21 protein-coding genes, 1 tRNA gene and 1 pseudogene are annotated in these 26,130 nt (G+C 66.0%); 13 read left to right on the top strand and 10 right to left on the bottom strand.

Annotated elements, in window-relative coordinates; all coding sequences use genetic code 11:
- Window positions 1–134: 134 nt before the first annotated feature.
- Window positions 135–701 (top strand): tyrosinase family oxidase copper chaperone, encoded by a 567-nt coding sequence (locus ACIHIX_RS19100; RefSeq protein ID WP_399957136.1) that lies wholly within the window; start codon window positions 135–137, stop codon window positions 699–701.
- A complete protein-coding gene (locus tag ACIHIX_RS19095) occupies window positions 685–1,551 on the top strand; it encodes a tyrosinase family protein (protein WP_399957134.1) in 867 nt (288 codons plus the stop codon). Before ACIHIX_RS19100 ends, ACIHIX_RS19095 begins: the two co-directional genes overlap by 17 nt.
- Window positions 1,552–1,623: 72 nt before the next feature.
- On the opposite strand, the gene ACIHIX_RS19090 is transcribed toward ACIHIX_RS19095, so the two are convergent.
- Entirely contained in the window at window positions 1,624–1,905 is a 282-nt protein-coding gene (locus tag ACIHIX_RS19090) for a chaplin (RefSeq protein ID WP_399957131.1), read from the bottom strand.
- Window positions 1,906–2,092: 187 nt separating this feature from the next.
- On the opposite strand from ACIHIX_RS19090, the gene ACIHIX_RS19085 reads away from it, so the two are divergent.
- A complete protein-coding gene (locus tag ACIHIX_RS19085; RefSeq protein WP_399957129.1) occupies window positions 2,093–2,641 on the top strand; it encodes a DUF2087 domain-containing protein in 549 nt (182 codons plus the stop codon).
- Window positions 2,642–2,680: 39 nt separating this feature from the next.
- On the opposite strand, the gene ACIHIX_RS19080 is transcribed toward ACIHIX_RS19085, so the two are convergent.
- A tRNA-Arg gene (locus ACIHIX_RS19080) sits at window positions 2,681–2,774 on the bottom strand.
- Between the two features lie 186 nt (window positions 2,775–2,960).
- On the opposite strand from ACIHIX_RS19080, the gene ACIHIX_RS19075 reads away from it, so the two are divergent.
- Window positions 2,961–3,851 carry a DUF5655 domain-containing protein gene (locus ACIHIX_RS19075; protein ID WP_399957126.1) on the top strand — a complete coding sequence of 297 codons (891 nt, stop codon included), beginning with the start codon at window positions 2,961–2,963 and terminating at the stop codon, window positions 3,849–3,851.
- A 205-nt stretch (window positions 3,852–4,056) separates the two neighbouring features.
- Here the strand turns inward: ACIHIX_RS19075 and ACIHIX_RS19070 are convergent, their stop codons facing one another.
- On the bottom strand, window positions 4,057–4,524 hold the full coding sequence (locus tag ACIHIX_RS19070; RefSeq protein WP_399957123.1) for an NUDIX domain-containing protein: 468 nt from the start codon (window positions 4,522–4,524) through the stop codon (window positions 4,057–4,059).
- Between the two features lie 393 nt (window positions 4,525–4,917).
- On the opposite strand from ACIHIX_RS19070, the gene ACIHIX_RS19065 reads away from it, so the two are divergent.
- On the top strand, window positions 4,918–5,373 hold the full coding sequence (locus ACIHIX_RS19065; protein ID WP_399957120.1) for an NUDIX domain-containing protein: 456 nt from the start codon (window positions 4,918–4,920) through the stop codon (window positions 5,371–5,373).
- Window positions 5,374–5,376: 3 nt separating this feature from the next.
- Here ACIHIX_RS19065 and ACIHIX_RS19060 read toward each other — a convergent pair.
- Both ACIHIX_RS19060 and ACIHIX_RS19055 read right to left on the bottom strand, forming a co-directional pair.
- A pseudogene (locus ACIHIX_RS19060) lies at window positions 5,377–6,126 on the bottom strand (hypothetical protein); the annotation flags it as partial.
- Between the two features lie 10 nt (window positions 6,127–6,136).
- A protein-coding gene (locus tag ACIHIX_RS19055) for an IS5 family transposase (RefSeq protein WP_399957345.1) occupies window positions 6,137–6,936 on the bottom strand; the annotation gives its coding sequence in 2 pieces (ribosomal slippage) (window positions 6,137–6,598 and window positions 6,601–6,936; 798 coding nt in all).
- Window positions 6,937–7,324: 388 nt separating this feature from the next.
- On the opposite strand from ACIHIX_RS19055, the gene ACIHIX_RS19050 reads away from it, so the two are divergent.
- The 3 genes from ACIHIX_RS19050 (at window position 7,325) to ACIHIX_RS19040 (ending at window position 10,405) form a co-directional block, all read left to right on the top strand.
- Window positions 7,325–7,795: an NUDIX hydrolase gene (locus ACIHIX_RS19050; RefSeq protein WP_399957117.1), complete on the top strand. Its 471-nt coding sequence runs from the start codon at window positions 7,325–7,327 to the stop codon at window positions 7,793–7,795.
- A 256-nt stretch (window positions 7,796–8,051) separates the two neighbouring features.
- A complete protein-coding gene (locus ACIHIX_RS19045) occupies window positions 8,052–9,494 on the top strand; it encodes a DNA phosphorothioation-associated putative methyltransferase (protein ID WP_399957114.1) in 1,443 nt (480 codons plus the stop codon).
- A gap of 59 nt (window positions 9,495–9,553) precedes the next feature.
- The gene (locus tag ACIHIX_RS19040) at window positions 9,554–10,405 is read left to right on the top strand and encodes a hypothetical protein (protein ID WP_399957111.1); all 852 of its coding nucleotides are present in this window, start codon (window positions 9,554–9,556) and stop codon (window positions 10,403–10,405) included.
- 113 nt (window positions 10,406–10,518) lie between these two features.
- On the opposite strand, the gene ACIHIX_RS19035 is transcribed toward ACIHIX_RS19040, so the two are convergent.
- From ACIHIX_RS19035 to ACIHIX_RS19015, 5 genes are all read right to left on the bottom strand, one after another.
- Window positions 10,519–11,319, bottom strand: a complete 801-nt coding sequence (locus tag ACIHIX_RS19035; protein ID WP_399957342.1) for a phosphoadenosine phosphosulfate reductase — start codon at window positions 11,317–11,319, stop codon at window positions 10,519–10,521.
- A 227-nt stretch (window positions 11,320–11,546) separates the two neighbouring features.
- Entirely contained in the window at window positions 11,547–12,194 is a 648-nt protein-coding gene (locus ACIHIX_RS19030; RefSeq protein WP_399957108.1) for a hypothetical protein, read from the bottom strand.
- Window positions 12,195–12,280: 86 nt separating this feature from the next.
- Entirely contained in the window at window positions 12,281–13,177 is an 897-nt protein-coding gene (locus ACIHIX_RS19025; protein ID WP_399957105.1) for a phospholipase D family protein, read from the bottom strand.
- Complete coding sequence (locus ACIHIX_RS19020) at window positions 13,174–15,057, bottom strand: ATP-binding protein (protein ID WP_399957102.1); 1,884 nt, start codon at window positions 15,055–15,057, stop codon at window positions 13,174–13,176. The genes ACIHIX_RS19025 and ACIHIX_RS19020 overlap by 4 nt, the downstream gene beginning before the upstream one ends.
- Window positions 15,054–16,682 (bottom strand): DEAD/DEAH box helicase, encoded by a 1,629-nt coding sequence (locus tag ACIHIX_RS19015; protein WP_399957099.1) that lies wholly within the window; start codon window positions 16,680–16,682, stop codon window positions 15,054–15,056. Before ACIHIX_RS19015 ends, ACIHIX_RS19020 begins: the two co-directional genes overlap by 4 nt.
- A 438-nt stretch (window positions 16,683–17,120) precedes the next feature.
- Here ACIHIX_RS19015 and ACIHIX_RS19010 point away from each other — a divergent pair, with 438 nt between their 5' ends.
- The 5 genes from ACIHIX_RS19010 (at window position 17,121) to ACIHIX_RS18990 (ending at window position 26,047) form a co-directional block, all read left to right on the top strand.
- Window positions 17,121–18,329, top strand: coding sequence for a cysteine desulfurase family protein (locus ACIHIX_RS19010; protein WP_399957096.1), 1,209 nt, complete (start codon window positions 17,121–17,123; stop codon window positions 18,327–18,329).
- A gap of 46 nt (window positions 18,330–18,375) precedes the next feature.
- Window positions 18,376–19,488 carry a DUF4007 family protein gene (locus ACIHIX_RS19005; protein ID WP_399957093.1) on the top strand — a complete coding sequence of 371 codons (1,113 nt, stop codon included), beginning with the start codon at window positions 18,376–18,378 and terminating at the stop codon, window positions 19,486–19,488.
- A complete protein-coding gene (locus tag ACIHIX_RS19000; RefSeq protein ID WP_399957091.1) occupies window positions 19,485–23,084 on the top strand; it encodes an ATP-binding protein in 3,600 nt (1,199 codons plus the stop codon). Before ACIHIX_RS19005 ends, ACIHIX_RS19000 begins: the two co-directional genes overlap by 4 nt.
- Complete coding sequence (locus ACIHIX_RS18995) at window positions 23,081–23,914, top strand: phosphoadenosine phosphosulfate reductase family protein (RefSeq protein ID WP_399957088.1); 834 nt, start codon at window positions 23,081–23,083, stop codon at window positions 23,912–23,914. Before ACIHIX_RS19000 ends, ACIHIX_RS18995 begins: the two co-directional genes overlap by 4 nt.
- Window positions 23,915–24,124: 210 nt before the next feature.
- Complete coding sequence (locus ACIHIX_RS18990) at window positions 24,125–26,047, top strand: ATP-binding protein (protein WP_399957085.1); 1,923 nt, start codon at window positions 24,125–24,127, stop codon at window positions 26,045–26,047.
- The last annotated feature ends 83 nt before the right edge of the window (window positions 26,048–26,130 follow it).

The following is a 26,130-nucleotide window of genomic DNA, read 5'->3' as shown; positions in this document are numbered from 1 at the left end:
TCAACCCCGCAGACCGGCGCGGAAATCCACCCTCCCCGGGAGCCCGTACGGCTCCGTCCGGACCACCGGACGGTGACCGTGCGGGCTCCTTCGCGGTTACCGCTACGGATCAACCCAACCGGGAGGAGCACAGGATGGTCGTCAGTGTCGGTGGAGTGGCCGGGGGCGTGGCGAGCGGCGTGGCCGTGGGGGCCGATCCCGTGGCGGGCGGTCAGGCCAGACCCGGCCCGGTACCGGACGCCGTACGGGGCGCCGTACGCGGTGGCGGCCGACGGGACGTCCTGCGCGGGCTGTTCGCCGCGGCCGGGGCGCTGGCGCTCGCGCCGCTCGTCGCCGCCTCCCGGCCGCCGCACAGCGCGGACAACCCCGGCGAGATCGCCTTCGACGAGACCTACCGAGGCCGCCACATCCGCGGCATCAAGACCTCGGCGGGCCGCACCTTCGGCGCCGACTCGTGGCACGTCACCGTCGACGGCCGCCAGCTGGAACTCATGCGCCGCGCCGACGGCACCTGGCTGAGCATGGTCGACCACTACCGGTCGTACGACACCCCGCTCGAAGCCGCTCGCGCCGCCGTCGACGAACTGGGCCCGGGGCAGCAGCTGCGCGAGACGCACATGGGGCACACGGGGGGCCTGGATGACACATGGGGTATGGGCGGTATGAGTGATATGGGGGGACGTCATGGTGTACGTCCGTAAGGACGCGAGCACGCTCACGAGCGCGGAGAAGCGGCGCTTCGTGAAGGCGATGCTGGAGATCAAACGGCGTGGTGAGTACGACGAGTTCGTCCGGACGCACATCGACTACTACGTCACCGACGGCGAGGGCGGACTCCGTACGGCTCACATGGCGCCCTCGTTCCTGCCCTGGCACCGGCGGTTCCTGCTGGACCTGGAGCGGGCGCTGCGCCGGGTCGACGCGTCGGTGACCGTGCCGTACTGGGACTGGACCAAGGACCGCAGGGCCGGCGCGACGCCCTGGACCAAGGACCTGCTCGGCGGCACCGGACGGCGCGCGGACCGGCAGGTGACGACCGGACCGTTCGCCTACGCGTCGGGCAACTGGACGCTCAAGGAGGGCGTCACCGACGGGGAGTTCCTCACCCGCGACCTCGGACGCGTCCGCGACCCGATCGAGCTGCCCACCAAGGCCGAGCTGGAGTCGGCGCTCGCCGACCCGGTCTACGACGTCTCGCCCTGGGACTCGACGTCGGCGAAGGGGTTCCGCAACCGGCTGGAGGGCTGGGGGAGCGGACGCGGCTCCGTCGCCTGGCGCAATCACAACCGGGTGCACCGCTGGGTCGGCGGTGCCATGGTCGGTGGCGCGTCCGTCAACGACCCGGTCTTCTGGATGCACCACGCCTTCGTCGACCTGCAGTGGTACCGCTGGCAGCTTCGGCACCGCGGCGCCCGCTATCTGCCCGCGAAGCCGGCCGCGCCGGGCAGCGCGCAGTACCGGCGGATCGTGGCGCGGCACGAGAAGCTGCCGCCGTGGGGCGTGACGCCGGACTCGCTGGAGGACGTCAGCGGGATCTACCGGTACGCGTGACGCCTTCCCGAGGCGGGCAGGGGAAGAGCCCCGGCGCTCGGAGTGCCGGGGCTCTTCGGGACTGACGGGAGGTCAGTCGCCGTAGCCGTAGCCGCCCTTGTCGTCGATACCGTCGCTGATGTTGGCGCACGTGTTGCCGAACGCCGGGTTCAGCAGACCGATCAGGTTGGCGGTGTTGCCGCACACGTTGACCGGAACGTGGACCGGGACCTGGACGAGGTTGCCGGACAGGACGCCGGGCGAGCCGACGGCCTCACCCTGGGCGCCCGCGTCCGCCATGGCCAGACCGGCGCCGCCGAGCGCCATGGCGCCGGCGCCGAGGGCGACTCCGGCAGCCTTCGCGATGCGAGACATCACGTTCTCCTTTTGGATCGATGACCGCGCGGCGGCAGGACGCGCCACCGCACTTCCCCTTCAACGCCGCCGCTCACGGCTGGTAACGGCGATCATGTGCGGATCACCCTTTTTGAAGAGGGGGACACAGGGCGGGGGTGGAAAATCGCTCAGCCGGGGTGTGGGGATGCCACTAGCCTCTCCGGGCATGGATACCGACCGACTCATCCGTTTGTTCACCGACGAGTACCGGGTGCGGGTCTTCGCCGCGGTCGCCCTGGGGGCCGGAACTCCGGAGGAGGTCGCCCGGGCGGCCGGGGTGCCCGCGAAGGAGACGGCCCTGGCACTGCTGAAGCTGCGGGAGCAGGGGGTGGTGACGGCCGAGGACGGAAGTGGTCTCGCCGTCGCCTACGACCTGTTCCGGCGGGAGGCGCGCGCGAGCCGGGAGGGGGCGGCGCAGGACGCCGGGAACCCCGGGTCGGGAGACGCCGACACCGACCTGGTCCTGCGGAACTTCGTCCGGGACGGGCGGCGGCTGGTGCGGCTGCCCGCGCAGTGGAGCCGTAAGAAGCTGGTGCTGAGGTACATCGCCGAGCAGACCTTCGAGCCGGGCGTCGAGTACCCGGAACGGACGGTCGACGAGAAGCTGCGCGGCTGGTGCGAGGACGGCGACATCGACCATGTGACGCTGCGGCGCTATCTGGTCGACCTGGAGCATCTGCGGCGGAGCGCGGGGATCTACCGGCGGGTGGCCTGAACACCTCGGTGCGACGAGGCCTCGTACGACGAGGAAGGGCGCCCCCGGCAGGACTCGAACCTGCGGCCAAGCGCTTAGAAGGCGCCTGCTGCATCCATGGCCCACTTGGTCTGACCTGCTGCTTTCCAGGTGCCTGACGTGATGTCAGTCGTTTTGTGGGACGTATGTGGGATCAGGTGACTCGTGGGAGTCGTGGGACGCCAGCGCCCCAGTGGCTCGGTCGGTAGCCTTTCACACCCTCTTCACGCGCTCGAAGGCTACTATGGAAACAATCGCACCCCTCGCTGGCGTTCTCGATCTTCGAGCCGAGGAGGGGAAGGTGTCGGGGCTGAAGCTGTTCCACACGACGAATAGCGGTGTGAGCGAGGTCACTCCGCGTCTTGCTGGCATCGAGGCGGATGTACAGAGCCTCATCGAGGCACATATGGAGACGCTGCTGGGCGTCCGCTTTCTGGCGAGCGAGTACGTCATCGACTGTGTTGACGGCGGGCGGATCGACTCACTAGGAGTCGACGAGAATTTCGCACCGGTGGTCGTTGAGTACAAGCGCGGCACTGATCCGGGGGTGATTCACCAGGGTCTCTATTACATGGCGTGGCTCATGGCCCACAAGGACGCCTTCCGGAACCTGGTCCGCGACCGATTCGGGGCGTCGGCCGCGTCCCAGATCCTGTGGAGCGCACCCCGTCTGATCTGTGTCGCCGGCGACTTCACCCGCTACGACGCGCACGCCGTGCGTGAGCACCGGCGCTCGATCGACCTGGTCCGCTACCGGTACTTCGGCACCGACCACATCGGCCTTGAGACCGTGGCCTCCGTCACCGGACATTCGGCCATGGGGAGGCGGGGCCGCCGCCGCGTGGCCGGGGCGAGGTCCGCCCGTGTGCAGGGCGGCGTCCTGGCGGAGCTGGCCGGAGCGGTCGACGAGGTGTTGCTCGGCCTCGGGGATGGCATCACCCGGGTCCAGCGCAAGCAGTACGCGGCGTACCAGCGGCTGCGGAACTTCGCCTGCGTCTGCCCGCCGCAGCAGACCAAGCTCCTCGTCTACCTCAAGGCCGACCCGAAGGCGGTCGACATCGTCCCCGGTTTCACCCGGGACGTGACGGGGCTCGGCCACCACGGCACTGGTGACCTGGAGGTGCAGCTGCGTACGGAGCGGGATCTGGAGCGGGCCCAGGACCTGTTCCGCCTCAGCTATGCCGCGGCGTAGCGGCTTCATGACGGGAAAGACAGCAACGTCAGGTATTCGGTTGTGAGTCGTCGTTGTTGGTTTCCCTTCACAGTGGCGGCAATGGACGTGGCGGTGGACTACTAATGGTGCGGCGGAGTCCCGGTTTCGGTAACCGGGACTCCGCCGCTATATTGTCTTGCTCATCCTCAGGGCCGCTGAGATTGACAAAGGTAGGTGCCGATCCTCATGGCATTCGTACTGGCGTAACCAGAGTGGAGGCGAGTGCCTGGGTGTTGATGGCGATGAAATCGGCCAACTGCGGTGGCATCAGATTCAGTTCGCCGAGGGCGTCGGGGGTGAACGGGACCCGGACGACCTCGTAGTCGCCTCGTTCCGGGTTGCTGAATTCCGTGCCAGTCCGCGCGGCCAGGTCCATGGTCAGTAGACGGGCGGCGAAGATGTACTGGACGCCGATGCCGCCGTCGAGCTTGTCGGTGATCAAGTAGACGAGTTCAGTGCGGCCCACTGTGCCACCGAGTTCCTCGAACACCTCGCGGTGTAGGGCCGCTTCGATGGTGTCGTCGTCGGCTTCCACGCCGCCGCCGACCGTCACCCAGTATGGTTCCCGGCCCGGCTTGGTGCGCTTGATCAGCACAAGTTCGTCACCGTCGAGGAGGATGGCGCGGGCGCTGCGCCTTACGACGTCGGACATGGCTTGGGTTCCTTCTGGTTGCAGTGCGGCTAACACCGGGTCGGAGTGCCGCTATGCGGCGACAGGATCTCCCACCCGGTGGCCCCAGCATGAAGCAGACCGCGACCAAGGCGTGGCGTATGCGTGCGGATCATTGCTCCAACGGCTGAGGCCCCTCAAGTGTCCGAGACGGCGTGTCAGTTCGTGCCGGCACGCAGCCATGGGGCGAGGGCTGCTCGTGTTGCGTGGCCAGCGTGGTTCGTGCTGTGAAAAGACGAGGCGGAGAGTACGGCTTCTGCGTCAGACTGGCACGTCCCCTACGCAGAGCGTATCGCTCCCACGACGTCGAGATTGTTTGGAGAACTTCGCTTGACTGAGTCCGACCAGCCAGTGGCCAGGTGGAAGAGCGAACCGATGACGACGCGACTCATCGCAGCCGTACTCGTTACGGATCCGGACAGCGGCAGACTCCTCATTCTGCGCCGGAGCAGCCACCTAGATTTCGCGCCCGGCGAGTGGGATGTCCCCAGCGGCAAGGGCGAGCCCAGCGAACCGATCACCGCGACCGCGGTACGCGAACTGAAGGAGGAGACGGGCGTCGTGGTCGCCGAGGCAGACCTGCGCCTCGTCCACGTCGTCCATGGTTCCTGGGGCGCGGAGGCCCCAGGAATGTTCATGGCCCTGATCTTCCATACCGACCGGTGGAGCGGTACGCCCCACAATGCGGAACCGGACAAGCACGACACCATCGCCTGGGTGCCTTCGAACGACCTTCCGCAACCCTTTACGCACACCACTCTGGTCGCCGTGCAGCGGTACCTGGACGGGGGTCCGATCCTTTCGTTCGACGGCTGGCCAGGGGCGGGATGATGGTCAGTGAGGGCGGCTGCAGTGGGTGCGCTGCCCGGCGTTGTGAAGCTCAGCAATGAGTCGCGCAGCTTCCTTCCTGGCCTGCTCCAGCCGGGGATCCTCGGAGTGCGCGTGTGGCCCTGCGACCTTCGCGCAGAAGAACAGCGCCATCAGCAGGCCGGACCTGCTCTCCAGGTCCGACCGACGCTCGCTCCACACACGCTCCGCCAAGGCCGGGACGGCGAGGGAATTGCCCCAGAGCGTTGCCGCGTCCAGCCCGCGTGGCGCCATACCCCAGTCCTCCCAGTCGATCATGCAGAAGGCCGGGCCGGTCACGTTCGCCCACGTCAGGTCGGCATGGGCCGGCCGCCACTCCTCGACCGTGGTTTCGGTCACCTCGGGAAAGACCTCCCCGAGGGTTGCCGTCAACAGCTCCTGCGTGATGGTTTCGGTGTCCGGCGTGGCGACATGGGGTGCGGACTGAGTAGCGAGCGCGTCCAAGGAAGCGTTCAGAGCGGACCACCATGCATCCGGGAGACGAGCGTCTTCGGTCACGAGGGCGGCTTGCCCTACAGGAGCGGCGTTGACCAATTCCATCTCGTCTGCCCGCCATATCACTGGTTCACCCGGCTCGCGCCATGCCAACCCTGCGTACCACGAGGGCATGACGACCCCGCTCAGGACAGCAGCGGATTCAGGGCCGTTCCATCCCTGGGCCCCGATCCGGTCGAATCCCCGCCGTTCGACGCGTACCCAGCTATCGCGGTCCGTCTTACAAGTCATCTCAATTGGCGAGTCGGCGGTAGCAGATGAGGGTGCAGGCGATGCTGGTGAAGGCCAGGAAGTGGGTGGCTTTGCGTTCGTAGCGGCGGTGCAGGCGTCGGCATCCGGCGAGCCAGGCCATGGTGCGTTCGATGGTCCAGCGGTGCCGGCCGAGCCGCTGGCTGGAGTCGGTTCCCTTGCGGGCGATGCGGGGTGTGATGCCGCGGGCTCGTAACCAACGCCGCAGGTGGTTGTAGTCGTAGCCCTTGTCACCGTGGAGCTTGCCGGGTCTGCGTCGCCGTCGGCCGCGACGGGACCGGATCGGCGGTATGCCTTGCACCAGCGGGATGAGGGCCTGGCTGTCGTGAACGTTGGCGCCCGAGATGCCGACGGACAGGGGCAGACCGGTCCGCTCGGTGATCAAATGGATTTTCGAGCCGTACTTGCCCCGGTCGACAGGATTCGGGCCTGTCAGTCCCCCCTTTTCAGGGCCCGCATGTTCACGGAGTCGATCGCGCAGCGAGACCAGTCCAGCGCGCCGCGAGCGCCGAGCTCGTCGAGGACCAAGCGGTGAAGCTTCGCCCACACCCTGGCCTTCGACCACTCCGCGAACCGCCGATGGGCTGTCGCACCAGAAGGTCCGAACGAGGAGGACGGCAACTGCTGCCACGTGCACCCCGAAGTCGCGACGAACACGATCGCCGCCAGCACCTCCCGATCGCCGTGCCGGCGCCGGCCACCTCCCTGCGGACGCGTTGGCGCCTCCGGCACCACCCGCTGGAACAACTCCCACAGCTCATCCGGCACCAGCCGCTCAACGATCCCCACCTCGGCAGGCTATCGAACAATCCAAATGAGATGGACTGTTAGCCCCGACCGTACGGCGCTTGCGTACCACCGTCTCCCGATTGAGACGCACCTGCAGCGACCGCTCCACACGGTCCAGCACTCCATCGAGTGATTCCCTGCGGAGATCAACAGCACGAGGCGCGGGCAGCATCATGCAGGGGACCGTAGCAACCACGCAGGGCCGGTTCCCGAGGTATTCGGGCACCTCGTTCTGTCCGGCGGCGCCGAGGGCTGACGCTCTCCGGGTGGCCGGGCTGCACGCACCTGCCCATGCACTCGCGCCCTTCCGGGCAAGAGATCAGGACACCAGGTGGGTTGGTGAATGCCTCGCCGAGCGGGTCTGAACGCCACAATGGGCAACATGATCAGCCCACCTGTGCGGGAAGCCGCTCGCGTCATCGCTCTCGACGATGCCCAGCGGGTCCTGCTGCTGCGCCACCACGGCGAGGGCGAAAGTTACTGGGCCACCCCTGGGGGCGCCCTGGAGGCAGGGGAAGATCATGCTGCCGCCGTGCTCCGCGAACTCCACGAAGAACTCGGCGTCGATGAAAAGAACGTCGCCCTGGGCACGCAGCTGGCCCAGCGCAGCCAGGACCAAACCATCGGCGGACAGGCAGTCCGGCAGGTTGAGCAGTACTTCCTAGCCCACCTTGAGCCCGCGGATGCTGATTCTGCCCGAGCTACTCAGCCCGACAACATCCAGGCCCACCGCTGGTGGACGTTGCAAGAACTGCGGGAGACCGCAGAGACGATCTATCCCGTCGGCCTCCTCGACCTGATTACTGGGGTACTCGCCAACGGCGTGCCCAGGCGCCCCATCACCCTGCGCTGAAGCGATCGCACACATCTTCGGAGATGGAGCCACCCTGTGCGGCAGCCCTGCCCTCCTGCCGACTGCAGGGGTAACCCGAGCGGACCTCTCGGCATCGTCGCCCGGACGACTGCCACGCCCGTGGCCATCACGAAGAGCAGGGGCGCCCGAGGTCAGCTGGGAGGCGCGACTCGCGTAAGCCGGGTCACCGGATCGGGCGTCACGTAAGGTTCGGTGCTGTCGCATGCTGGCCTGTCCGTGGAATCAGGGGACACCGATGACACAGCAGCTTTGGAGCAGCCAGAGGCATCGGACGGCGATCGGCCGAGTTGGCCTCTCACTGCCGGCTCGTCGCGCAGTCGGCGACCTCCAGCTGGTACCCGACACGGGAGTGCTTGACTACGGGTGCGGACGCGGCGGCGATGTACGGGCACTGCAGCACCTCGGCCTCGATGCCGCGGGATGGGACCCTGTCCATTTCCCGGACGGGCGGCGTGGGCCGGCCGAGGTCGTCCTTCTCACCTATGTCCTGAACGTCATTGAGAATCCCACCGAACGACGCGAGACGCTCCTACGGGCCTGGGACCTCACCAAATCCGTGCTGGTGGTGTCCGCGCGGTTGAGGTGGGAGCGCAACCAGATCAAAGGCGCGGAGTACGGCGACGGCATTCTCACGCAGCGCCGCACCTTCCAGCGCCTCTACGCCGCTGGCGAGCTGCGCGACTACGTCGAGGAGGCCACCGGCGTCCGCTGCGTGTCGGCGGCGCCCGGCATCGTTTACGCGTTCAAGGACGATGTGGCCCGCCTGAGTTATCTCGCCCGCCAGGTGGCTCCTGACGGGGGGTGGCTGGCGTCCGAGGACACCGCCTCGGCGATCAGTTCAGTCGTCGCTCATTTCGAACAGCGCGGCAGGATGCCTCAGCTGGAGGAAATGCCGCAACCCATCATCAGCCTCCTTGGCCACCTGCGCCCCGCTGAACTCAAGCGCCTTGCCGAACAGGAGGCCGACCCCGCGAAGGTAGAACGAAGCGCCGAGCGCGGAGCCCTCGACACACTGCAGTTCCTCGCGCTGGAGCTGTTTCACGGCCGAGGCCCGGTGAGTAGTCTGCCCCTGCCGGTTCAACTGGACATCCGTGCCTTCTTCCCGTCGTACACCGAGGCGTGCCACCGAGCGGATCGGCTGCTGTTCAAACTGCGCGACGACGCCTACGTCCGCCGTGCGATGAACGGATCGATCGCCGGCAAGTTCACCGCGACCGCCCTGTACGTGCACCGCCGCGCACTCCACCGGATCCCGGCCGTGCTGCGCCTGTACGAGCAGTGCGCGAGCATTGCCGCTGGCCGTCCTGGCGAGTGGTCCGTCGTCAAGCTCCGCCACCAGGGCCGCGGCGTCAGCTGGCTCGACTACCCCGAGTTCGACACGGATCCCCACCCGCGAATCGCCGCCTCGTACGCCGTCGACCTGAAGACCCTCAAGTCCTCCTTCACCTCGTACGCGGACTCCACCAACCGTCCCCTGCTGCACCGAAAGCACGAGTTTCTTGCCGAGGATGATCCCGACGCACCCAAGTACCGGCGGCTCACCGAAGCCGAAGTCCGTGCCGGTCTTTACGAGAGCCCGCACCTGATCGGCACGGAAGAGGGATGGGAGCGCGAACTCGTTCGCTGCGAGCGGGAGTTGCGAGGCCACAGGCTCGTACGGCGCACCACCAGCACCTGAGCCTCGCCCCGGCTCTCGGCACCGCAGTGATTGTCAGTGCCGTGTGCCACGCTCCACCCATGACCACCACCCGGCTGGAGGGCTCCTGCCTGCCCTCATACCGAACGCTGTCCACCCTCGCGCTGTCCGAGCCCGAGGACCATGTCCGTGAGCTCACCGACTGGGTGGAGCATGCCTCCGCCGTCACAGGAGTCCCCGGGGCGCAGAACGGCTGGGACACGGCCTACAAGTGGCTGCGTCTCGCCCAGGGCCTGCGCACGGTGACGTTCGACATGTCCTACGACGACGGCGGCATGTGCTCAGCGGGCCTCGACTTCGACGCCGTCTGGACCGAGATGATGGAGGAGTGGCAGCAGCACCAGGTCCGTCTCGGCTACCTGCGCGCAGCACTCGAAGGATTCGTCCGGCTGCTGCACCCGGACACCACGGAGCCCGGCCTCGCCGTCGAGGCCGCTGAGCAGCGGCTGCAACAACACCCTGACACATGGCCTGTGCACTCGCATGCGGTCGCCAACCATCTGCGGATGCATGCCCCGGACGGCGTGCCGGGCGCTGGCACGCCGGTGGCGGCAGCGGTGACTCAGGCGATTGCCCTGCACGAGATGGCGGTCCGGGGCCATGCGCCCATCCCCGAGCCGGGCAGCGACGCGGACGGGAAGGTCTTTCCCACGGGGCGCACCGAGGTCTGCACGGTCAAGGAAGCCTCCACGGTGCTGCTGTTGGGGATGCAGCTGCTGATGGCGGCAGCGGTGAAGGAAGACCGTGTCGCCGTCTTCGACGACAAGTACCTTCTCGACGGCATGTGGATTCCCGACTCCGCAGGCGGCAACCGATGGGTGGACGAAGAAATGCCCTACGGCGAATACCTCGCCGTCCTCCACCTCCAGCCCGGCGAGCCGCCTGAGCTCTGATTCCGGCATCTGCAGTGCCCTGTGGTGGCCACGCCGGCATCCCAGGGGCAAACGATGGGTGGGGCCGACGCCATGGCTTCGGGCCCCACCCATCGTGGCTTGCTCGGTACGTATCAGGTCATGCACCAGCCGGAGTCGCACGCTCCCTCATCCTCATCGACGTCACCTTCCCCCGGGCTCTCATCGGGGATGGCCTGTTTGAGCGGGACGCCGTACCTCGTGAGATAAACGTCATCCCGGCCGAGCGCGGCCCGTCGGCGGTTGATCGTCTCCTCGAGTTGGACGGACCGAGCGAACAGCTCGGGCTCGTGCCTGCGCTGGTGACGCCAGGCGTCGACGGTTCGGAAGGGGCAGAAGAAGCAGGAGCTCTTGGGGGGTACTGGCAGGCCGGCCTCGGTGATGATGCGCTCGCAGTCGTCTCGGCGCAGCCCGAGGTCGAGGAGGGGGTACTCGATGACCTCGTGGGCTTCCCTCCGCCGACGGTTGGCGCGATGGATTTCGTCGAGCGAAATGCCGATGCCGACCGCCGCCGGCGCCTTCGCGGTGGCGCCATGCTCTCGAAGCCACCGCCCGACCACCTTGATCTTGAAGTCTGCGGTGCAGTTGCGGCGGCCAGGGGCGCCGTTGGCCATACGGACCGGGATGGGGATCGACCGGGTATCTGGCCGGTTCAGCCGCTGCATGAGAGTTTCCGTGGCCCCGTCACGGCGGCGTCGCTTGAGCTCGTGGATGTCCAGGCCCGCACGCTCGGCATAAGGGATGGCGATCTCGCCAACGTACGCGAGGGTCGCAGGATGCTCGCTGTCGTCCCCGACATTGGCGAAGAGGAAGGTGGAGAAGTCGATCTCGCGCTGGGCGGCCAGCACCAGCAGCGCGGTCGACTGGACCCCGCCTCCGTAGGAGATGACTCTCATCGGGCATTCACTTGACTGGTGACCGGCCAGGCCGAGGTCGGCTTGTGGTCCCGTTTTCGTCGGGTTGTCGTGGTGGGCTCCGGGGGTGCGTGACAAGATCGGCATGTGAGAGACAGTATGGATTGAAGGGTGGGGTATCAAGTGTTTCTCTCACAGCTGTCGGCGAACACTGCCTAGAGGCGATATCGCGTCCTGGGTTCCGTCCCAGTCAGGACGGGAAAGGCCGGCTAAGGTCGCGGCTCGATGACCACAGAGTGTCCCTCTGCCAGGACTGCTGCCAGGAACTCGACCGCTGCCGCCTGGTCGGCACCGGTGAACGTTCGCGCTGTGGGCGGGGCCTTGTGCGGCGGCTGCGGGAGGGGCGCTCTTTGCCTGCGGCCACGTGGTTTCTGCGGGGCGCGGTGACCTGTACGTAGCAGCTCGACCTCGGCCGGGAGGATGATGCGCTGCCGCTGTTGCGCATCATCCAGGATGGTCTCCAGCAGCCAGAGAGGGGAGCCGGACAGGGTCAGGTCAGCCTCGGCGATCTGTCGCCGGTTACGCCATCGGGAGATCGCCTGCGCGTCCCTCGCGAGGATGCGGGCGACCTCCTGGATGCCGAGGACGACGGGCAAGTCCTGCTTGTCCTGGACCTCGTAGCCGCGGGGGATGCTGGTCTTGTAGGAGGTCAGCTGGTCTTGCGCCACGTGGCGGTCGCCGGCGCCGTTGAGCCGCATTACCGTCGCCAGTAGCCAGTACGGGTTGCCGGACGCGACCAGGTCAGGTGCGGCGAGGGCGCCCTCCGTCCGCCATTTCTGCGATGTCTGGCGCTCCACTTGATAGAGGGAGGCGATTTCGGCATGGCCCAGCAGGAACGGGACCCGCACCTGTGCCATGAGGGGGCCTTCCCATCACCTTCGTCTCCGGGGGGTGGCGATGAGCGGGGGAGTTGCTCCGCCGCTCTACGCCGTGCACGCAGATCTTAGGTGTGCTCCCGTCCTGGCCGCAGCTCCCACGAGCCCACCTCGGTGTAATAGCGGCCGAAGTGCTGCAGCCAGGCCGCGAGGGTCTCCGTCGTCCTCCGCGCCTGGTCTTCCGGGTCTCCTGTCCGTTCCACGATGGCCTCCTGGAGCTCGATGTTGCTGAGGCGCTCGCCGACGAGCAGCTTGTGGAGTTCTGGGATGGCGTGCAGCCGAGCCTCGACCGCCGTGTTGAAGTCGTGCTCCGCCAAACCTGCCGGGACATCGAGCATGGCAAGGTCCTGGATGATGCCGGCCTCAACCGGGGAGGTGAATCGTGTTCGCCCGCTGTAGAGCGCGAACACGTTCTCCGGGCGTCTCGTTTCCGGGTACCAAAGGGGGGCGGGTTCGCTCTCGGCCGGAGGCGGGATGCGTTCCTCCTTCAGAAGTTCTGCCTGCTTCCGGACAAGGGCGGCCACCAAGGGTGTGGCAGCTGTCGAGCGGGACTCGATCAAGCTGAGGACGCGCTGCACTTCGGGGTGCGTGAGGGGTACATCCAGCAAGAGCTCCACGTTGGCGTTGGGGACTCGGCCGGTGGCCTTGCCGGTCAGGTTCGCGGATCCGACCAGGCATCGGTCGTCGGCGACGTAGATCTTGGCATGCAGCGACGGGCAGAGAGTGATCTGTACGCGTTCGTCCCGCTCCGCCGCCTCGATGATCTCGGGGTCGGAGACTCCGGCGGCTACTTCCGCCGGAGTCCAGCGCGTGACGCATTCGATCGTCTCCACCGAGGACGGCACCGAGGCGAGGGTCTCCTTGAAGACGGTCTTCTTGATGAAGGGCGCCACAAGGGTCACTCGCGTGGTGGCACCCTTCATCAGGTCGGCTATCTGCTGCCAGACGTGGTCCGGCTGCGTCACTCGTCATCGCTCCCGTCTTCGATGAAGTCGCGGGCGTAGCGGCCCCAGTCACGCCGGGCGTCCGAGATCCTGGCGCGGTCCCGCTTGTTGGGGATCTCGTCCTCCATGCGGGCCCAGGAGAAGACGAGCAGCTTGAAGGTGTCGGAGGCGCGGGCGAGACGTTGGCGGAGTTCGGTCTCGCTCGCGTCTTCGGGCACGTCTTCAAGGACGGTCATCAGCTCGCTGTGCAGCGGGTGTTCGGTGTTGAAGATCACCTGCAGCATGCCGGCCATGAGGTCGATGTTGAAGAACGCCGTGGAGTCCTGCGGGCTGGAAATCCAGCGAACACGCCAGTCTTTCTCCAGTGCCTCGTCGACCATGGACTGGGCGGTGTCCTTGTCGAGGTGATGCCGCTCGGTGAGCGCCGCGAACTGCTCCTGGCGCTTGTCTTTCTCGGTGGCCTCCTCTGCCAGGCGGTCGGTCGTTCCCGTATGACCGTCCTCCTGCCGGCGCTTCACCGCGTCCGTGGCCTTGGACGTGACGACGTCGTCGTGGCGCTTCTTGCCTCCCCGGTTGCCCAGCGTCTGCTGCCTCAGCTTCCGCCGCATTGCGGGCAGGAGGTTCTTCTCCAGGTAGACCGCGAGATCGATCAGGGGCAGACGCGGGTCGCCGAACTCGGCGATGCGGTCCTTGAACGCCTTGGGCGTCTCGTCCCCCTCGGCCTCGGCCGTCCAGTCGAAGTGGGCGAGAGACGAGAAGACCGTGGCGGTCTGCTTGTTGTTCGTGACGCCGAAGATGTCGTCGAGCTCCGGGGGGAATTCCACCTCGACGCCCCACCAGCGCTCGACGGGGTCGTACCCGATGGCCCACTTGGAATCGAGGTCAAGTTCGCGCCCCTGCCGGACCAGGGAAATCCCGATGTTGCGACGAGCATGCTGACCCCACGGGTGGAAACCGGGGTTCCCGTTGGGGTTCGCGTTGTCGGGCCACGGGTGACCTTCGATGTCGGCGCGGCGGGCCTCGGGCCGGGCGATGGATGCCCGCACCTTCACGTTGTGCTTCGTCCCCTCGACCGTGATCGGGAAGTAGGCGACCCCGGGTTCCTTCTCGTTGCCCATGTCGAAGGGCTCGAACATGGGCTTGTTCCCGAACGGGGGCGGCGTCCCCGTTGAGTCCATGAGGTACAGGGGGTCGTTGGGCTCGGCGAAGTATGCTCCGTTGTCTCCTTCGAGGACCTTTGCTTCGCGGACCGGCGCCATCTTGATCTCCACCCTGCCGTCGTGGAGGTAGTGCCGGTACACACGGCCGATCAGCTCGGCAGTGTTGCGCAGGGTGGCGCCGGCGCCGTGCCATTTGACCCGGTCGAGGTCTGACCAGACCACGAGGGTGCCGGTGGTGCCCAGGGGCGCTTCGCTGAGGTCGCTCCAGTACTCCGGCACGGGGTGGTGTACGGGGCTGGGGACGTCGTCGAGTCCGCCGTTGATCTCCTCAAGGTCGAGGTAGGTGTACATGGCGTTCGGGGACCCATTGGTCCAGGACCAGACCTCGACCTTGGTGCACTGGGACATGCTGGAGTTGGGCAGCCCCATGCCGAAGCGTCCGATGCGGTTGCGGTCGCCCCCGAGGCCGTCGCCGTACTTCAGGGCGCGCCGCAGGCGTTCGGCGTCCATGCCCTTGCCGTTGTCAAGGACAGCTATGGTGTCCACCCGGTGCCTGGTCTGGGTGGCGCCCTGCACTGGGCTCTCGCAGGCGAAGACCTGTACCAGTGTGGCTTCCGCGTCGATGCTGTTGTCGATCAGCTCGGCGAGCGCGTAGGCGGTGTTCTTGTAGCCGCTGTCGCGCATGGCCTTGACGGTCAGCGAAGGGCTGACGATCCGGTATTTGCTTCCCTCGCCGGTCACGCGGTCTCCCATACGTCTTCCCAGTTGGTGAATGCCTCGGCCACGTCTCCGAACCCGGGCAGCTCCGGGTCGACGACGGTGACGATCTCGCAGGTGGCGGTTCCGCCGGCCTTGGGCCCGCGGATGACCCGGCCGACCATCTGGCTGTACAGGACCAGCGACTTGGTCGGTCGGGCAATGATGGCAGCACTGGCTGCCGGGGCATCGAAGCCTGTGGTCAGGACCCCGAAGTTGCACAGAATCATGGGGCGTCGGCCGGCGCCCTTGAAGCGTCTGATGGCGTCGTTGCGGTGCCGGGGGGTGGACTCGCCGGTGACGAAGTCAGCGTCGAGGCCGAGGGCCGACAGGACGGCGGCGATCAGGCGGCAGTGGTCAACGGAGGCCGCGAATACCAGGATCCTGCGGTGCTGGCGTTCCAGTAGCTCCAGCACGGTCTGGACGACCTTGAGGTTCCACTGCTCGTCGCTGGCCAGCGACGCGATGATGTCCGACGGGATGTCGAAGGACTTCGCGAGCAGTTGCTGATCGCGCGCGGACAGCTGCAGGCCGGCTTCAGAGGCGACGGTCCTCATGATGGGCTTGGCCAGGTAGCCCTGTTCGATGAGGGCAGTGACCGGGTTGCTGTATCCGTCGATCTGCAGCATGACCTTCTGGCGGGCGAAGAAGTCCGACAGTCGCTCATCTTGCGTGACGTCCGCCCAGGTCCGGCCAGGTGTGGCCGTCAGGCCCAGCAAGCTGGCATCGGGGCGGATGGTGAGGGCGTCCACCACTCGCTGGTAGGTCGGCGCGATGATCTGATGAGCCTCGTCGAAGACTGTGAGAGTGCTGCGCGATGCGAGTTTGCGGAGAAGCTCCGGATCGCTCTTGTCCGCGGAGACGGCCTTCTCCAGCCCCAGGACGACAAGGCCGTCTGTCAGCGCCTGCACATCGGTGGGCGCCTCGCCCCACATCCGGACGACCGTAATCGGACGGTCGCCGAGCTTGGACCATGCGCGCTCGAACTCCGCAGCCGCCTGTTCCAGCAGTTCCTGCCCACGCGCCAGCCAGACCACGAGGGTGGGCTCGTGCTGCCGCAGATGGTCAGCGATCAGGTTCATTCCGGTGCGGGTCTTGCCCACGCCTGTCGGTAGGTGAAGGACAACCCGCCGCGGTCCGTCGTACAGCAACTCCTTCACGCGTGCGGCTGCGCGCCGTTGGTGGGGGAACAGCCCGTACTCCGGTTCGGCGTCTTGCCGAAAGAGCGGGGGCAGCGCAGGCGCCCTGTCGACGCTGAAGCCGAAGAACTCGAGCAATTGCCGCTGCTGCTCACTCGCCCACTTCAGACCGTTCAGGTAGAGAAGGGCATCGGTGCCTGCGCCGTCCGCTCCAAGACGTTGGGCAAGCTCTGTCTGCTTGTCGGCGGGCAGGAGCCGCAGCAGCTCCTCGCGGTCCGTCTGATCGGACACGAGCTTCTCGGCGTCCACCGCCACGGCGGCGACTGCTCGGAGCCGCTCATCGCCGGCGCTTCCGCCGTCGATGAGGTCGAGCAGAGCGCACATGTGCTTGCCGAGCCGCTCGCGGATGTACGGCATGGGAGCGCTGTCCAGCACGGCTTGGAAGGACAGGCCGGGCGACCACGCTGTCATCGATTCACCACCCCTGCGGGACAGGGGGGATTTCCCCTCGATGTCTGAATGACCGTCAACTTGCGGATCCCCCGCCTCAGTTCTGTGCATGCAGAGCTGCCCGCAACTCTGAGTCGCCCCAGGGTTACAGTGCCTGATCACCATAAACCCACGCACTGACACTCGGGTCTCAGCGCTTGATATTCGCAGCTCAGAGATGTTGATGAGGGTGCGGCAGGCTCCGCCGAGGTTCTCGTACGGCCTCTGCGTCGATGCCCTTTCCCGATATGGGTTGCAGGCACTCAAGCAATAGGGAACATTAGTTCGAGTTGCAGTTTGCGTTCCGGGTTGAGTGTCGGTTTCGCTGACTGATCGATCTCGATCGTTACGATCGCGACTCACTCCTGGTGGTGCCCCCGGTGCGCACGTCCGGGTTCCACCAGGAGTAGATTGTCTGCGGTGCTGAGCGAGACGAGGTGGGGCATGACGGATGGGGTAGATAGGCTGGTTTCGGCGTATCTCGACTACAACGCGACGGCGCCAATTCGGCCTGAGGCGTTGGCGGCCGTGGTGGAAGCCCTGCAGGCCGTCGGTAACGCGTCGAGTGTGCATCACCCCGGCCGGGACGCCGCCCATCGTGTAGACGTCGCTCGCCGACACCTCGCTGACCTGCTGAACTGCTCGCCCGGGGAGATCATCTTCACGTCGGGGGCAACCGAAGCGAACAATCTCGCGCTGCGCGCGGCTCACCGCCGCGAGGCCCGGATCGTGACGAGTGGTGCAGAGCACCCCGCGGTGCTGGAGACAGCCCGGGATCTGGCCCAAAGTGAGCCGGGATCACTGACCGTCTTGCCGATGCGGGCGGACGGCCTGGTGGAAACCGTGGCCCTGGAGGAAGAGCTCGGCCGGGGCGACGTCGGTCTCGTCTCCCTGATGGCGGCCAATAATGAAACCGGGGTTCTCACCGACCTCACGCCGGTGGTCAAGGCGGCGCATGCCGCAGGCGCGCTGGTCCACACGGATGCCACACAGATGATCGGCCGGCTGCCCCTAGACCTTTCCGAAGTGGACGTCGATCTTCTGTCGCTGTCAGCCCACAAGTTCGGCGGCCCTCAAGGCGTTGGCGCACTGTTCGTCCGCCGCGGCACACCGCTGCCGTTCAAGCCACTGATCACCGGTGGCGGGCAGGAAAAGGGGTGGAGGGCCGGCACCCTCAACGTGCCCGGGATCGCCGGCGCCGGAGCTGCCGCAGCGGCCGTCAGCCGTGACCTTGCCGATGACGTCGCCCGCGTGACCCAACTGCGCGATCAGCTCGAGCACATGGTGACTACGGCTGTGGGCGGATGCCGCATCAACGGGCAACAAGCCCCCCGCCTGCCCGGTGTGGCGAGCATCACCTTCGCGGGTGCCCCCGCCGACGCAGTCATGGCCGCCATGCCGCACATAGCCGCATCCGACGGAAGCGCCTGCGCCTCGGGAGCCCCAACTCCCAGCCACGTCCTACTCGCCATGGGGCTGAGCCGGGAGGAAGCAGATTGCACTGTGCGCTTCTCCCTCGGCTACGCCACCACCGCAGACGAGACCGCCGCAGCCGCCGAGGCGGTGGTGCGTGCGGTCCACCAGGTGCGCGCCGCCATGGCAGCGACAGCCGGCGCGGCTGCTCACTGACTCCAGCAGTTCCCTTTATCTCTTCTTGCATTGAGAGGCCCTTCGTATGGCAGACAGCAGGCTCGCGGAAGCCGCACATTCCAGCTTCGCGCGCCATGAGACCTTCGCCCCCCGCTTCGGCTGGCTGCATAAGGCGTACATGCAGGTCAAGGACAATCCGGCTGCTTTCCTTGCCGAAGATGCCCCGGTCCTGCTCGGCGTGGGTAAGAACATGGTCCATGCCATGCGGTACTGGTCAAAGGCGTTCAAGCTCACCCGTGAGCACGCCGACCCGGCGGGTAAGACGAAGGCCCAGTACGCGTCCCCGACTTGGGAAGCGCGATGGCTGCTCGACGAGAAGGATGGCGCCGATCCCTACCTTGAGGAACCTGGCAGCCTGTGGCTGTTGCACTGGTGGCTCGTATCGTCGCGGCCGGGCGCCAAATGCTGGGCCCCCGCGTGGTACACGGCGTTTCACCTTGCCCCGTTCTCGCGCTTCACCGTCGCGGACATGACGCAAGTCGTGACGCGGCATGTCAACTTCTCCTTCAGCGATGGACCGGTGGAGGCGTCCATCACCCGGGATGTCGAGTGCCTGACCAAGATGTACGCGCGCACGCCGGTCGAACAAAGCGGTTCCCGCGCCACCTATGAAGACCTCTTGGCCTGCCCTTTCCGTGAGCTGGACTTGCTGACCTCCGTGGGCACCAGGGGCAAGCAGGAGTGGCAGTTCACCACTGGCACGCGCACCTCTCTCCCCGCCCACGTTCTGGTCTACGCCTGCCTCGACTACGCCGCCCGCGACACCGAGGGTTCCGGCTCGATCTCCCTGGCGCGGCTTGCCAACGAGCCCGGAGCGCCTGGCCGCGCCTTCCGGGTCCGCGAGCCTGAGATCGTCGCCGCCCTGGACAAGGTCGCCGCGGGTCGTCCGGAACTCAACCGGGTGGACGCCGTCGGCCAGCGGACCATGTCCTTCTCCAGCGATCCGATGGCGCTCGCCTGGGACATCCTCGACGAGCAGTACGACCACGTCACCCGGCGCCCCGGCTTCCCCACCCGGAACGAATGGAGCGCGCAGTACCCGCAGTTGGCCGAAGCAGAAAAGGCCGAGAAGGCCGAGAAGGCTGAACGCAAGCCCCAGGACCACCAGCAGCAGTTCACGACTCAGGAGAACGCGTGACCACCGCAGCTCCCACGCGGACCTCCCGCATCCCGCAGGACGAGGCAACCCCTCAGTTCCCGGCCGGAATCGAACTGGTCGGCACCCAGATGCGGTCGACCAACCTCGAACGCGACGTCGAGGACGAACTGCACGGACCGTATGTCGGCGCGAAGGCAGTTGACGTACTGGAGCGCATCGCCAACGCTGTCAGCGACCTGCGGCGTCCCCGAGCCTGGTCCTTCACCGGACCCTACGGCTCCGGGAAGTCCACACTGGCTAACCTGATCGACGCGCTACTCGGCCGTGACGAGGACCGCCGCGACGAGGCTCACCGGATCCTTGCGGACACCAGCCCAGCCCTCGCCGAGCGTCTCGCCACAGCTCGGGCTGAGCGGACGGGAACCGGGTTCCTCGGAGCCGTGGCTACCGCGCGGCGGGAACCACTGGTCGCCACCGTGACCCGTGCACTGGACACCGCGGCAAGGCGCCGCTGGGGCAAGCGCATCCCGAAGAACGTCGTTGCAGCACTCGCGGCCTGCGAAGACCCGACGACGACCGGGCCGAAGACGAAGCAGGTCATGGCCGCCATCAAGGCCCTGACCGACAATCAGCAGCCTCTCTTGCTGATCATCGACGAATTCGGCAAGACCCTGGAGCACCTTGCCGGACACAACGAATTCTCCGGCGCAGAGAACGATCTCTTCCTCCTGCAGGAGCTCGCCGAGCACAGCGCCGGGCCCAACGGCCTGCCCGTCTTCCTGGTCACCCTGCAGCACCTGTCGTTCATGGACTACGCGTCACGTTCCAGTGAGCTCAAGATCCGCGAATGGGCAAAGATCCAGGGCCGCTTCGAAGACGTCACCTTCGTTCCGCATCACGGCGACTCCCTGCAGCTCCTGCGCCGGCGCCTGAACCACGCCGCCGTCGACGCAGCGGGCCAGGACCTCATCCGCGCCTCGGCCCAGGCATCAGCCCTCGCGTGGAAGAACCACGGCCTGAACGTCCTTACCGAGCTTGCCAGCGACGACTTTGCCAACCTGTACCCGCTGCACCCTCTGACGGCCATCGCTGCGCCGATCCTGGCGGCGCAAATCGGCCAGCACGACCGCAGCCTGTCGGGCTTCCTCAACAGCGGAGAGCCCAACACCGTCCGCGACTCGCTGGCCGCACACTCTCAGCCGGATGCCGAACGCGCCAGCACCGTGCAGCTGCCACAGCTATACGACTACTTCCTCAACTCCGGCCGGACCTCTCTGCTCGCGGCCTCCAACGCCGGCCGCTGGATCGAAGTCGACGCACGCATCAAGGAAGCCAACGGACTGCCCGACGCCGACCAGGCACTGCTGAAGACCATCGGCGTTCTGAACCTCATCGACGCCGACGGCGCACTCAGCGCCACCAGCGAGATGATCCACCTCGCGCTCCACGACCCCACCGACCTGACCGACGCCAGCGCCTTCGCCGGCCTTGAGGAGCAGCTCGCCGACCTCGTCCGCCGCGGCTTCCTCGTCCACCGGGAATTCAGCGGTGAGTACCGCGTCTGGCAGGGCACAGACTTCGACATCGACGCCCGCTTGAAGGAGATCATCAGTCACCTAGACGATGCCTCCATCGTCCAGCGCCTGGGCGCACACCTCCCCAGCGCCGTGGTCGCCGGCCGCCACAGCCAGGTCACCGGGATGATGCGGGTGTTCCTCACCGCCGTCAGCGGCCCAGAGACCCGCGAAATCCAGGCGCCGGACGAGCTGAAGGACCCGGCCGACGGCCTCCTCGTCTTCCACCTCGGCCCCCGGGATCAGCTGCCTACCGTCAACTCGACACTGCCGGTGATCCTCGGAACAACCACCCACCCCGACGTGGTACTCAACTCCGCCACGCACCTCATCGCCCTGAAAGAGCTGCTCGAAGACAAGGAACTCGATCACGTCGCCCGGCGCGAGGTCACCGACCGCGCCGTCCAGGCGGAGGCCGAGCTGCGGGAGGTCATCCAGACGGCCTTCTACCCGCCGACCCAGGACGCCACCTGGGACCTGTGGAACGCTGGCTTGACCCCCGAGGCGTCCCCCGACAGCTCGAGCCTGCCAGCCCGCAGCCTCAGCGGCCTCGTCTCTCTCGCCTGCGAAAAAGTCTTCCCGCACACCCCGCACATTCGCAACGAGATGCTCGGACGGCACTCACTCACCAGCAACGCCGCCCGTGCCCGAAGCGATGTGCTGGACGCGATGCTCACCCGCTCCGGCGAGCAATACCTGGGCTTCGACGCGACGGCCGGAAGATACGGCCCAGAGCGAGCCATCTACAGCGGCGCGCTGGCCTACCTCGGCCTGCACCGCGCCAACGGCACCATCCAGGCAGAGAATTCCCCCAACAGCCTGCTGCCGTACGGCTTCTCCGCTCCAGGCGAGGGCCACGAGCACGCCCAGCCCGTCTGGGAGGCGCTGCAGAAGGCGCTGGACGCAGCAACCCGGCGTACCAGCCTCGACCAGATCATCCGGGTCCTGATGAGCCCGCCCTACGGGGTGAAGGCCGGTGTCTGGCCGCTGCTGGTCGTCACCGCCCTGGTGATCCGCCGACACGATGTCGCCCTCTTCGAAGAAGGCTCCTACCTGCCCCGGCTGACGCCGGACGTCGTCGACCGCATCCTCGCCGCCCCAGCCCGCTTCGACGTGAAATACACGCCGGTCGGACAGGGGCAGCGCGCCAGCGTAATCAAGAAGCTCCTGGTGTCTTTGAAGGTCGAACCGCCACGCTCACAGGCATTGCGTAACCCTGATCTGCTGTCCGTAGCCAGGGCGTTGCTCGAACGCGTCATGGTTTTGAACAGCTACGCTCGCAAGACCAAGCGCATCTCTCCGGATGCACTCGCCGTGCGCAACGCCCTGACAGACTCCCAGGATCCAGACGACCTGCTCTTCAGGGCTCTGCCCAAGGCGCTGGGCCTCGCCCCCGTCGAAGCAGGCACCCGCGCCAACGCGGCAGCCGCCACGGAGTATGCCGACCGGCTGACGGCAGCGGCAGACGAGATCACCGGAATCGAACGCACGCTGCGGGAAGAAGTGGTCGCGGTTCTCGCCGAAGAGTTCCGTCTGCCCACGACGCTTCCCGAGCTGCGGTCGACACTCGCGGCGCGGCTGAGCGGCTTCGCAACGGTGTCACTGAACCCGGAGCTGCGGGGCTTCGTCGACTTCGTGCTCAGCGAGAGCCTCGCTGACGAGGACTGGCTCGACCCGATCGTTGTCCGTCTCACCAACAAGGCACTCGGAGACTGGGATGACCGGGACGCAGGCATCTTCCCTCGCCTTGCACGCGAGATGTCCGCATCCCTCGACCGCGTCGCCCACCTCTACCAGGACAGCAGCGAGCCCCGCGAGCAGGAAGTAAATCTGGAGACGCGGCTGTTGACCTTGACGGACAAGACAGGGGCGGAACGACGGACGCTGATCTACGTGCCGGAACAGTCCCGCGGCCAGGCCGACCAGCTGGCGGCCGACGTACTGCAGCAGGCTGAGCAGGCCCTCGGACCCGACGGTGCACGGATCCTGCTCGCCGCTCTTGCGCAACGCGTTGCTGACGGGCCGGCTGTCACAGCAACTGACACGAAGGAGGGGGCATGACGGATCCAGTCACCGAGGAGAAGGTTCGCCACGTCCTGGGGATCTCAGGCGGCAAGGACTCGTCGGCGCTTGCCATCTACATGCGCGATCGCGTGCCGGAGATGGAGTACTTCTTCTGCGACACCGGTGCCGAACTGCCAGAGACGTACGAGTACCTCAACCGGCTGGAAGCGGCCCTCGGTAAGCCCATCGAGCGACTCAACGCCGACCGGGACTTCGATCACTGGATGGAGGTCTACCAGGGCACCCTGCCCAGCCCGCAGATGCGCTGGTGCACCAAGAACCTGAAGATCAAGCCGCTGGAGGAGTGGGTCGGAGACGACAAGGTCATCTCATACGTCGCGATCCGGGCCGACGAGAACCGCCTCGGCTACGTCAGCACCAAGCCGAACATCGATGCCGTCTTCCCCTTCCGCGAGGACGGTATCGACAAGGACGGCGTGATGCGCATCCTCGACGAGGCCGGCATTGGGCTCCCCGGTTACTACGAGTGGCGCACGCGTTCGGGCTGCTACTTCTGCTTCTTCCAGCGCAAGCACGAGTGGGTCGGTCTCAAGGAGCGCCACCCCGACCTGTACGACAAGGCTGTGGAGTACGAGGACAAGGTCCGGTTTCGCCACACGGCCATGAAGGGCCGCAACTACACCTGGTCACAGGGCGAGTCGCTCCCGGAGCTCATAGAGCGCAAGGACGAGATCGAGGCTAAGCATCAGGCGGCCCTGGACCGCGCGGCCAAGCGCGTTAAGCCGAACAGGCCCCTCCTGGAAGTCCTGTCCGACGCACTTGACTCCGACGATGACGAGGCCGGCTGCTCCGTCTGCCACCTCTAACACCTTCCCCTACGGCTACGGCCCGACCAACACCTCGTGTTGGTCGGGCCGTAGCCGCGTAATCGCACTGCCCAGCCCAGTAGCTGACGCTGGGACTCATGCGCAGAATTGCCCATATCGGGGCAAACGTTGTGTTGTAATGCACAGGCGTCGCCTTCAGGGAGCGGCAGTGCGCGGAAGGCGACGCCTGTGCCAGTACGCTATGGCGTCATGGATCTGCTGACGCCTGCCAGCCTTGACCTTCGCGAGAACTACGTTCACCAACTCCAACAGACCATAAATGCATACCTTCCGACGCACAAATTTGTCGGCGAGGCTCTGCAGAATGCCTTGGACGCTGTGAGGGAGGCAGGCGGCGGTCACCACGAAATCTCGATTGACCTTGACTTCGCATCTCAAGAGGTACGGATTCGAGACGACGGGCCCGGCTTCCCTAACGATCCGCGTCTGCTGTTCCTCGGGGGCGGCAGGAAAGTGGGACGCGGCCTTGCTGGTCTCGTCGGCGTCGGGCTCAAGGTGCTGCTGTTCAGTACCGAGCACTTTCAACTTCGCGCGAAGAATGATTCCGGTTCGCTGAAATTCGCCGTCCAGGATGCCTTTCTATTCTCGGCTGAATCCGCGGCTATCGATTTGGACCTTGACGAGTCACGCCTCTTCAAAGCGGACCCGGATCCGATCTCGGGTGGCACTGAACTTTTCTACCGATTTCCGAAGCTAGAGAACGGAAAGAGTGTACAGGTTCAATACTTGAGGGATGTGCGCGCTGACTGCCTTAAGCGAGAAAGTCTAGAACACGCATTCGGTGAAACGCTTCGTAATGCCTGCGATCAGGGAACGTTCCCTAACAGGTTCGCAGCGCTGATCGCCGTGCATCTGCTCCGGTACACCTACCTTGGTCTTACGGTCGTCCCTGAGGAACTCGCCGATACGACGGTTTCCATCACGATGAAGGGGTTCGACTCGGAAGAAAATGTCGGTGAACTTGCTCAGCTTGCAGACGGGCAGAAGGAATGCACCTTCCAGCTGACCCCTCATTACTTCAACGTGGACGAAGCTGTGAGTTGGGGCCCGCGGAATCGGCGTCGCCCGGTCCTTACTGATAGAGAGCTTGCTAATGGAGGCCGCGGGCTTGTTCGCACCGACCTGGGGTTCAATCGAACAACATACTCATCGCCGGATGAGTATGAGCTCCTGCTCACCAATGCGCGTGGTGAAATTTCTGGGGATGTGCAGGTGTACAGGGCGCGGCTCTGGCATCGGGTCAAGGGCATCAATCTGACCATCGGCCGGATCAAGGAGTTTGAAAGCTACCTGCCCGGCGGTGCCGCCCATACCTTCAGCGCCAATGGTGTTGTCACCAAACATGACGTTGAGTTCAACCGCGGCCAGAACCAGCAGTACGTTCGATGCTTCGACATCAATGTTGATGTGGAGGCTGAGCTCAACTACGGAAAAACACAGTTCACGGACATGCACCTCGTGGGGCTGCTGCGAAGATTTCTCAATGACGCGTACGCCACCACAATTCAATATGCGGCCGCTAACTTTGTCGGAAAGCTGCGCTCGGTAAGTGAGCCAACCGAAGATGCTTTCTTGACCCGCCCTGACCTCGTGAGCGGTCTAACGCAGAAAAAGATCCCGCGTGACGAGAACGATGTAATCGCCCTTACGTTTGAACTGGCGGGGCGCGGGCACTTCCAGGACTATCGCTGGTACGGCTTGTCGTCGAAAGACACGTACGATGCTCGGGCTGTTATTCGACGCTCCTCGGATTCGGAGTCAGTCCTTACAGACGCACCACATGAGGGAGCCCTTCGTGTGGTCGAATTCAAGTTGCGCGCGGGGAGTATCGCTAGGGACTTCAATCGCGAGGAGAAGGATCCGCGTCGCCTTGATCTGATCATCGCATATGAATTGGGGGAGTCTGCCCTTCCCGACCAGTATCAAATCCTTTCGCTTGAGAACAGTACGGTGGGCAATAATCCCGGTCGTGTGTTTCCTCACGTCACGCATGTCATCTATGACGCACTCAGCGGTGTTGAAGTGCAGGTGCTACTGCTGCGGCCCATGATTGCAAGTATCTTCGCGCCACCAGAGCCGGGGGTCTTGCCTGCCGAGGTTCAAGACGAATAAATAGATTCGGTCGCCTCTGCCAGGACAGATCCTCCCATCCGCAAGTAGACGCCGGTGAACTGCCCGACTCTCTTCCGTCAGGC

The sequence above is a fragment of the Streptomyces sp. NPDC051913 genome (assembly GCF_044593635.1).
Taxonomy (GTDB): Bacteria; Actinomycetota; Actinomycetes; order Streptomycetales; family Streptomycetaceae; genus Streptomyces.
The sequence above is the reverse complement of the archived record's forward strand: the minus strand, read 5'-3'. Positions and strand labels throughout refer to the sequence as shown.

Bases quoted from the DNA above. Each gene is read 5' to 3' on its own strand.
- ACIHIX_RS19100 (WP_399957136.1), top strand. From the start codon at position 135: ATGGTCGTCAGTGTCGGTGGAGTGGCCGGGGGCGTGGCGAGCGGCGTG.
- ACIHIX_RS19095 (WP_399957134.1), top strand. From the start codon at position 685: ATGGTGTACGTCCGTAAGGACGCGAGCACGCTCACGAGCGCGGAGAAG.
- ACIHIX_RS19090 (WP_399957131.1), bottom strand. From the start codon at position 1,905: ATGTCTCGCATCGCGAAGGCTGCCGGAGTCGCCCTCGGCGCCGGCGCC.
- ACIHIX_RS19085 (WP_399957129.1), top strand. From the start codon at position 2,093: ATGGATACCGACCGACTCATCCGTTTGTTCACCGACGAGTACCGGGTG.
- ACIHIX_RS19070 (WP_399957123.1), bottom strand. From the start codon at position 4,524: ATGTCCGACGTCGTAAGGCGCAGCGCCCGCGCCATCCTCCTCGACGGT.
- ACIHIX_RS19065 (WP_399957120.1), top strand. From the start codon at position 4,918: ATGACGACGCGACTCATCGCAGCCGTACTCGTTACGGATCCGGACAGC.
- ACIHIX_RS19050 (WP_399957117.1), top strand. From the start codon at position 7,325: ATGATCAGCCCACCTGTGCGGGAAGCCGCTCGCGTCATCGCTCTCGAC.
- ACIHIX_RS19045 (WP_399957114.1), top strand. From the start codon at position 8,052: ATGACACAGCAGCTTTGGAGCAGCCAGAGGCATCGGACGGCGATCGGC.
- ACIHIX_RS19040 (WP_399957111.1), top strand. From the start codon at position 9,554: ATGACCACCACCCGGCTGGAGGGCTCCTGCCTGCCCTCATACCGAACG.
- ACIHIX_RS19035 (WP_399957342.1), bottom strand. From the start codon at position 11,319: ATGAGAGTCATCTCCTACGGAGGCGGGGTCCAGTCGACCGCGCTGCTG.
- ACIHIX_RS19030 (WP_399957108.1), bottom strand. From the start codon at position 12,194: ATGGCACAGGTGCGGGTCCCGTTCCTGCTGGGCCATGCCGAAATCGCC.
- ACIHIX_RS19015 (WP_399957099.1), bottom strand. From the start codon at position 16,682: ATGACAGCGTGGTCGCCCGGCCTGTCCTTCCAAGCCGTGCTGGACAGC.
- ACIHIX_RS19005 (WP_399957093.1), top strand. From the start codon at position 18,376: ATGGCAGACAGCAGGCTCGCGGAAGCCGCACATTCCAGCTTCGCGCGC.
- ACIHIX_RS18995 (WP_399957088.1), top strand. From the start codon at position 23,081: ATGACGGATCCAGTCACCGAGGAGAAGGTTCGCCACGTCCTGGGGATC.
- ACIHIX_RS18990 (WP_399957085.1), top strand. From the start codon at position 24,125: ATGGATCTGCTGACGCCTGCCAGCCTTGACCTTCGCGAGAACTACGTT.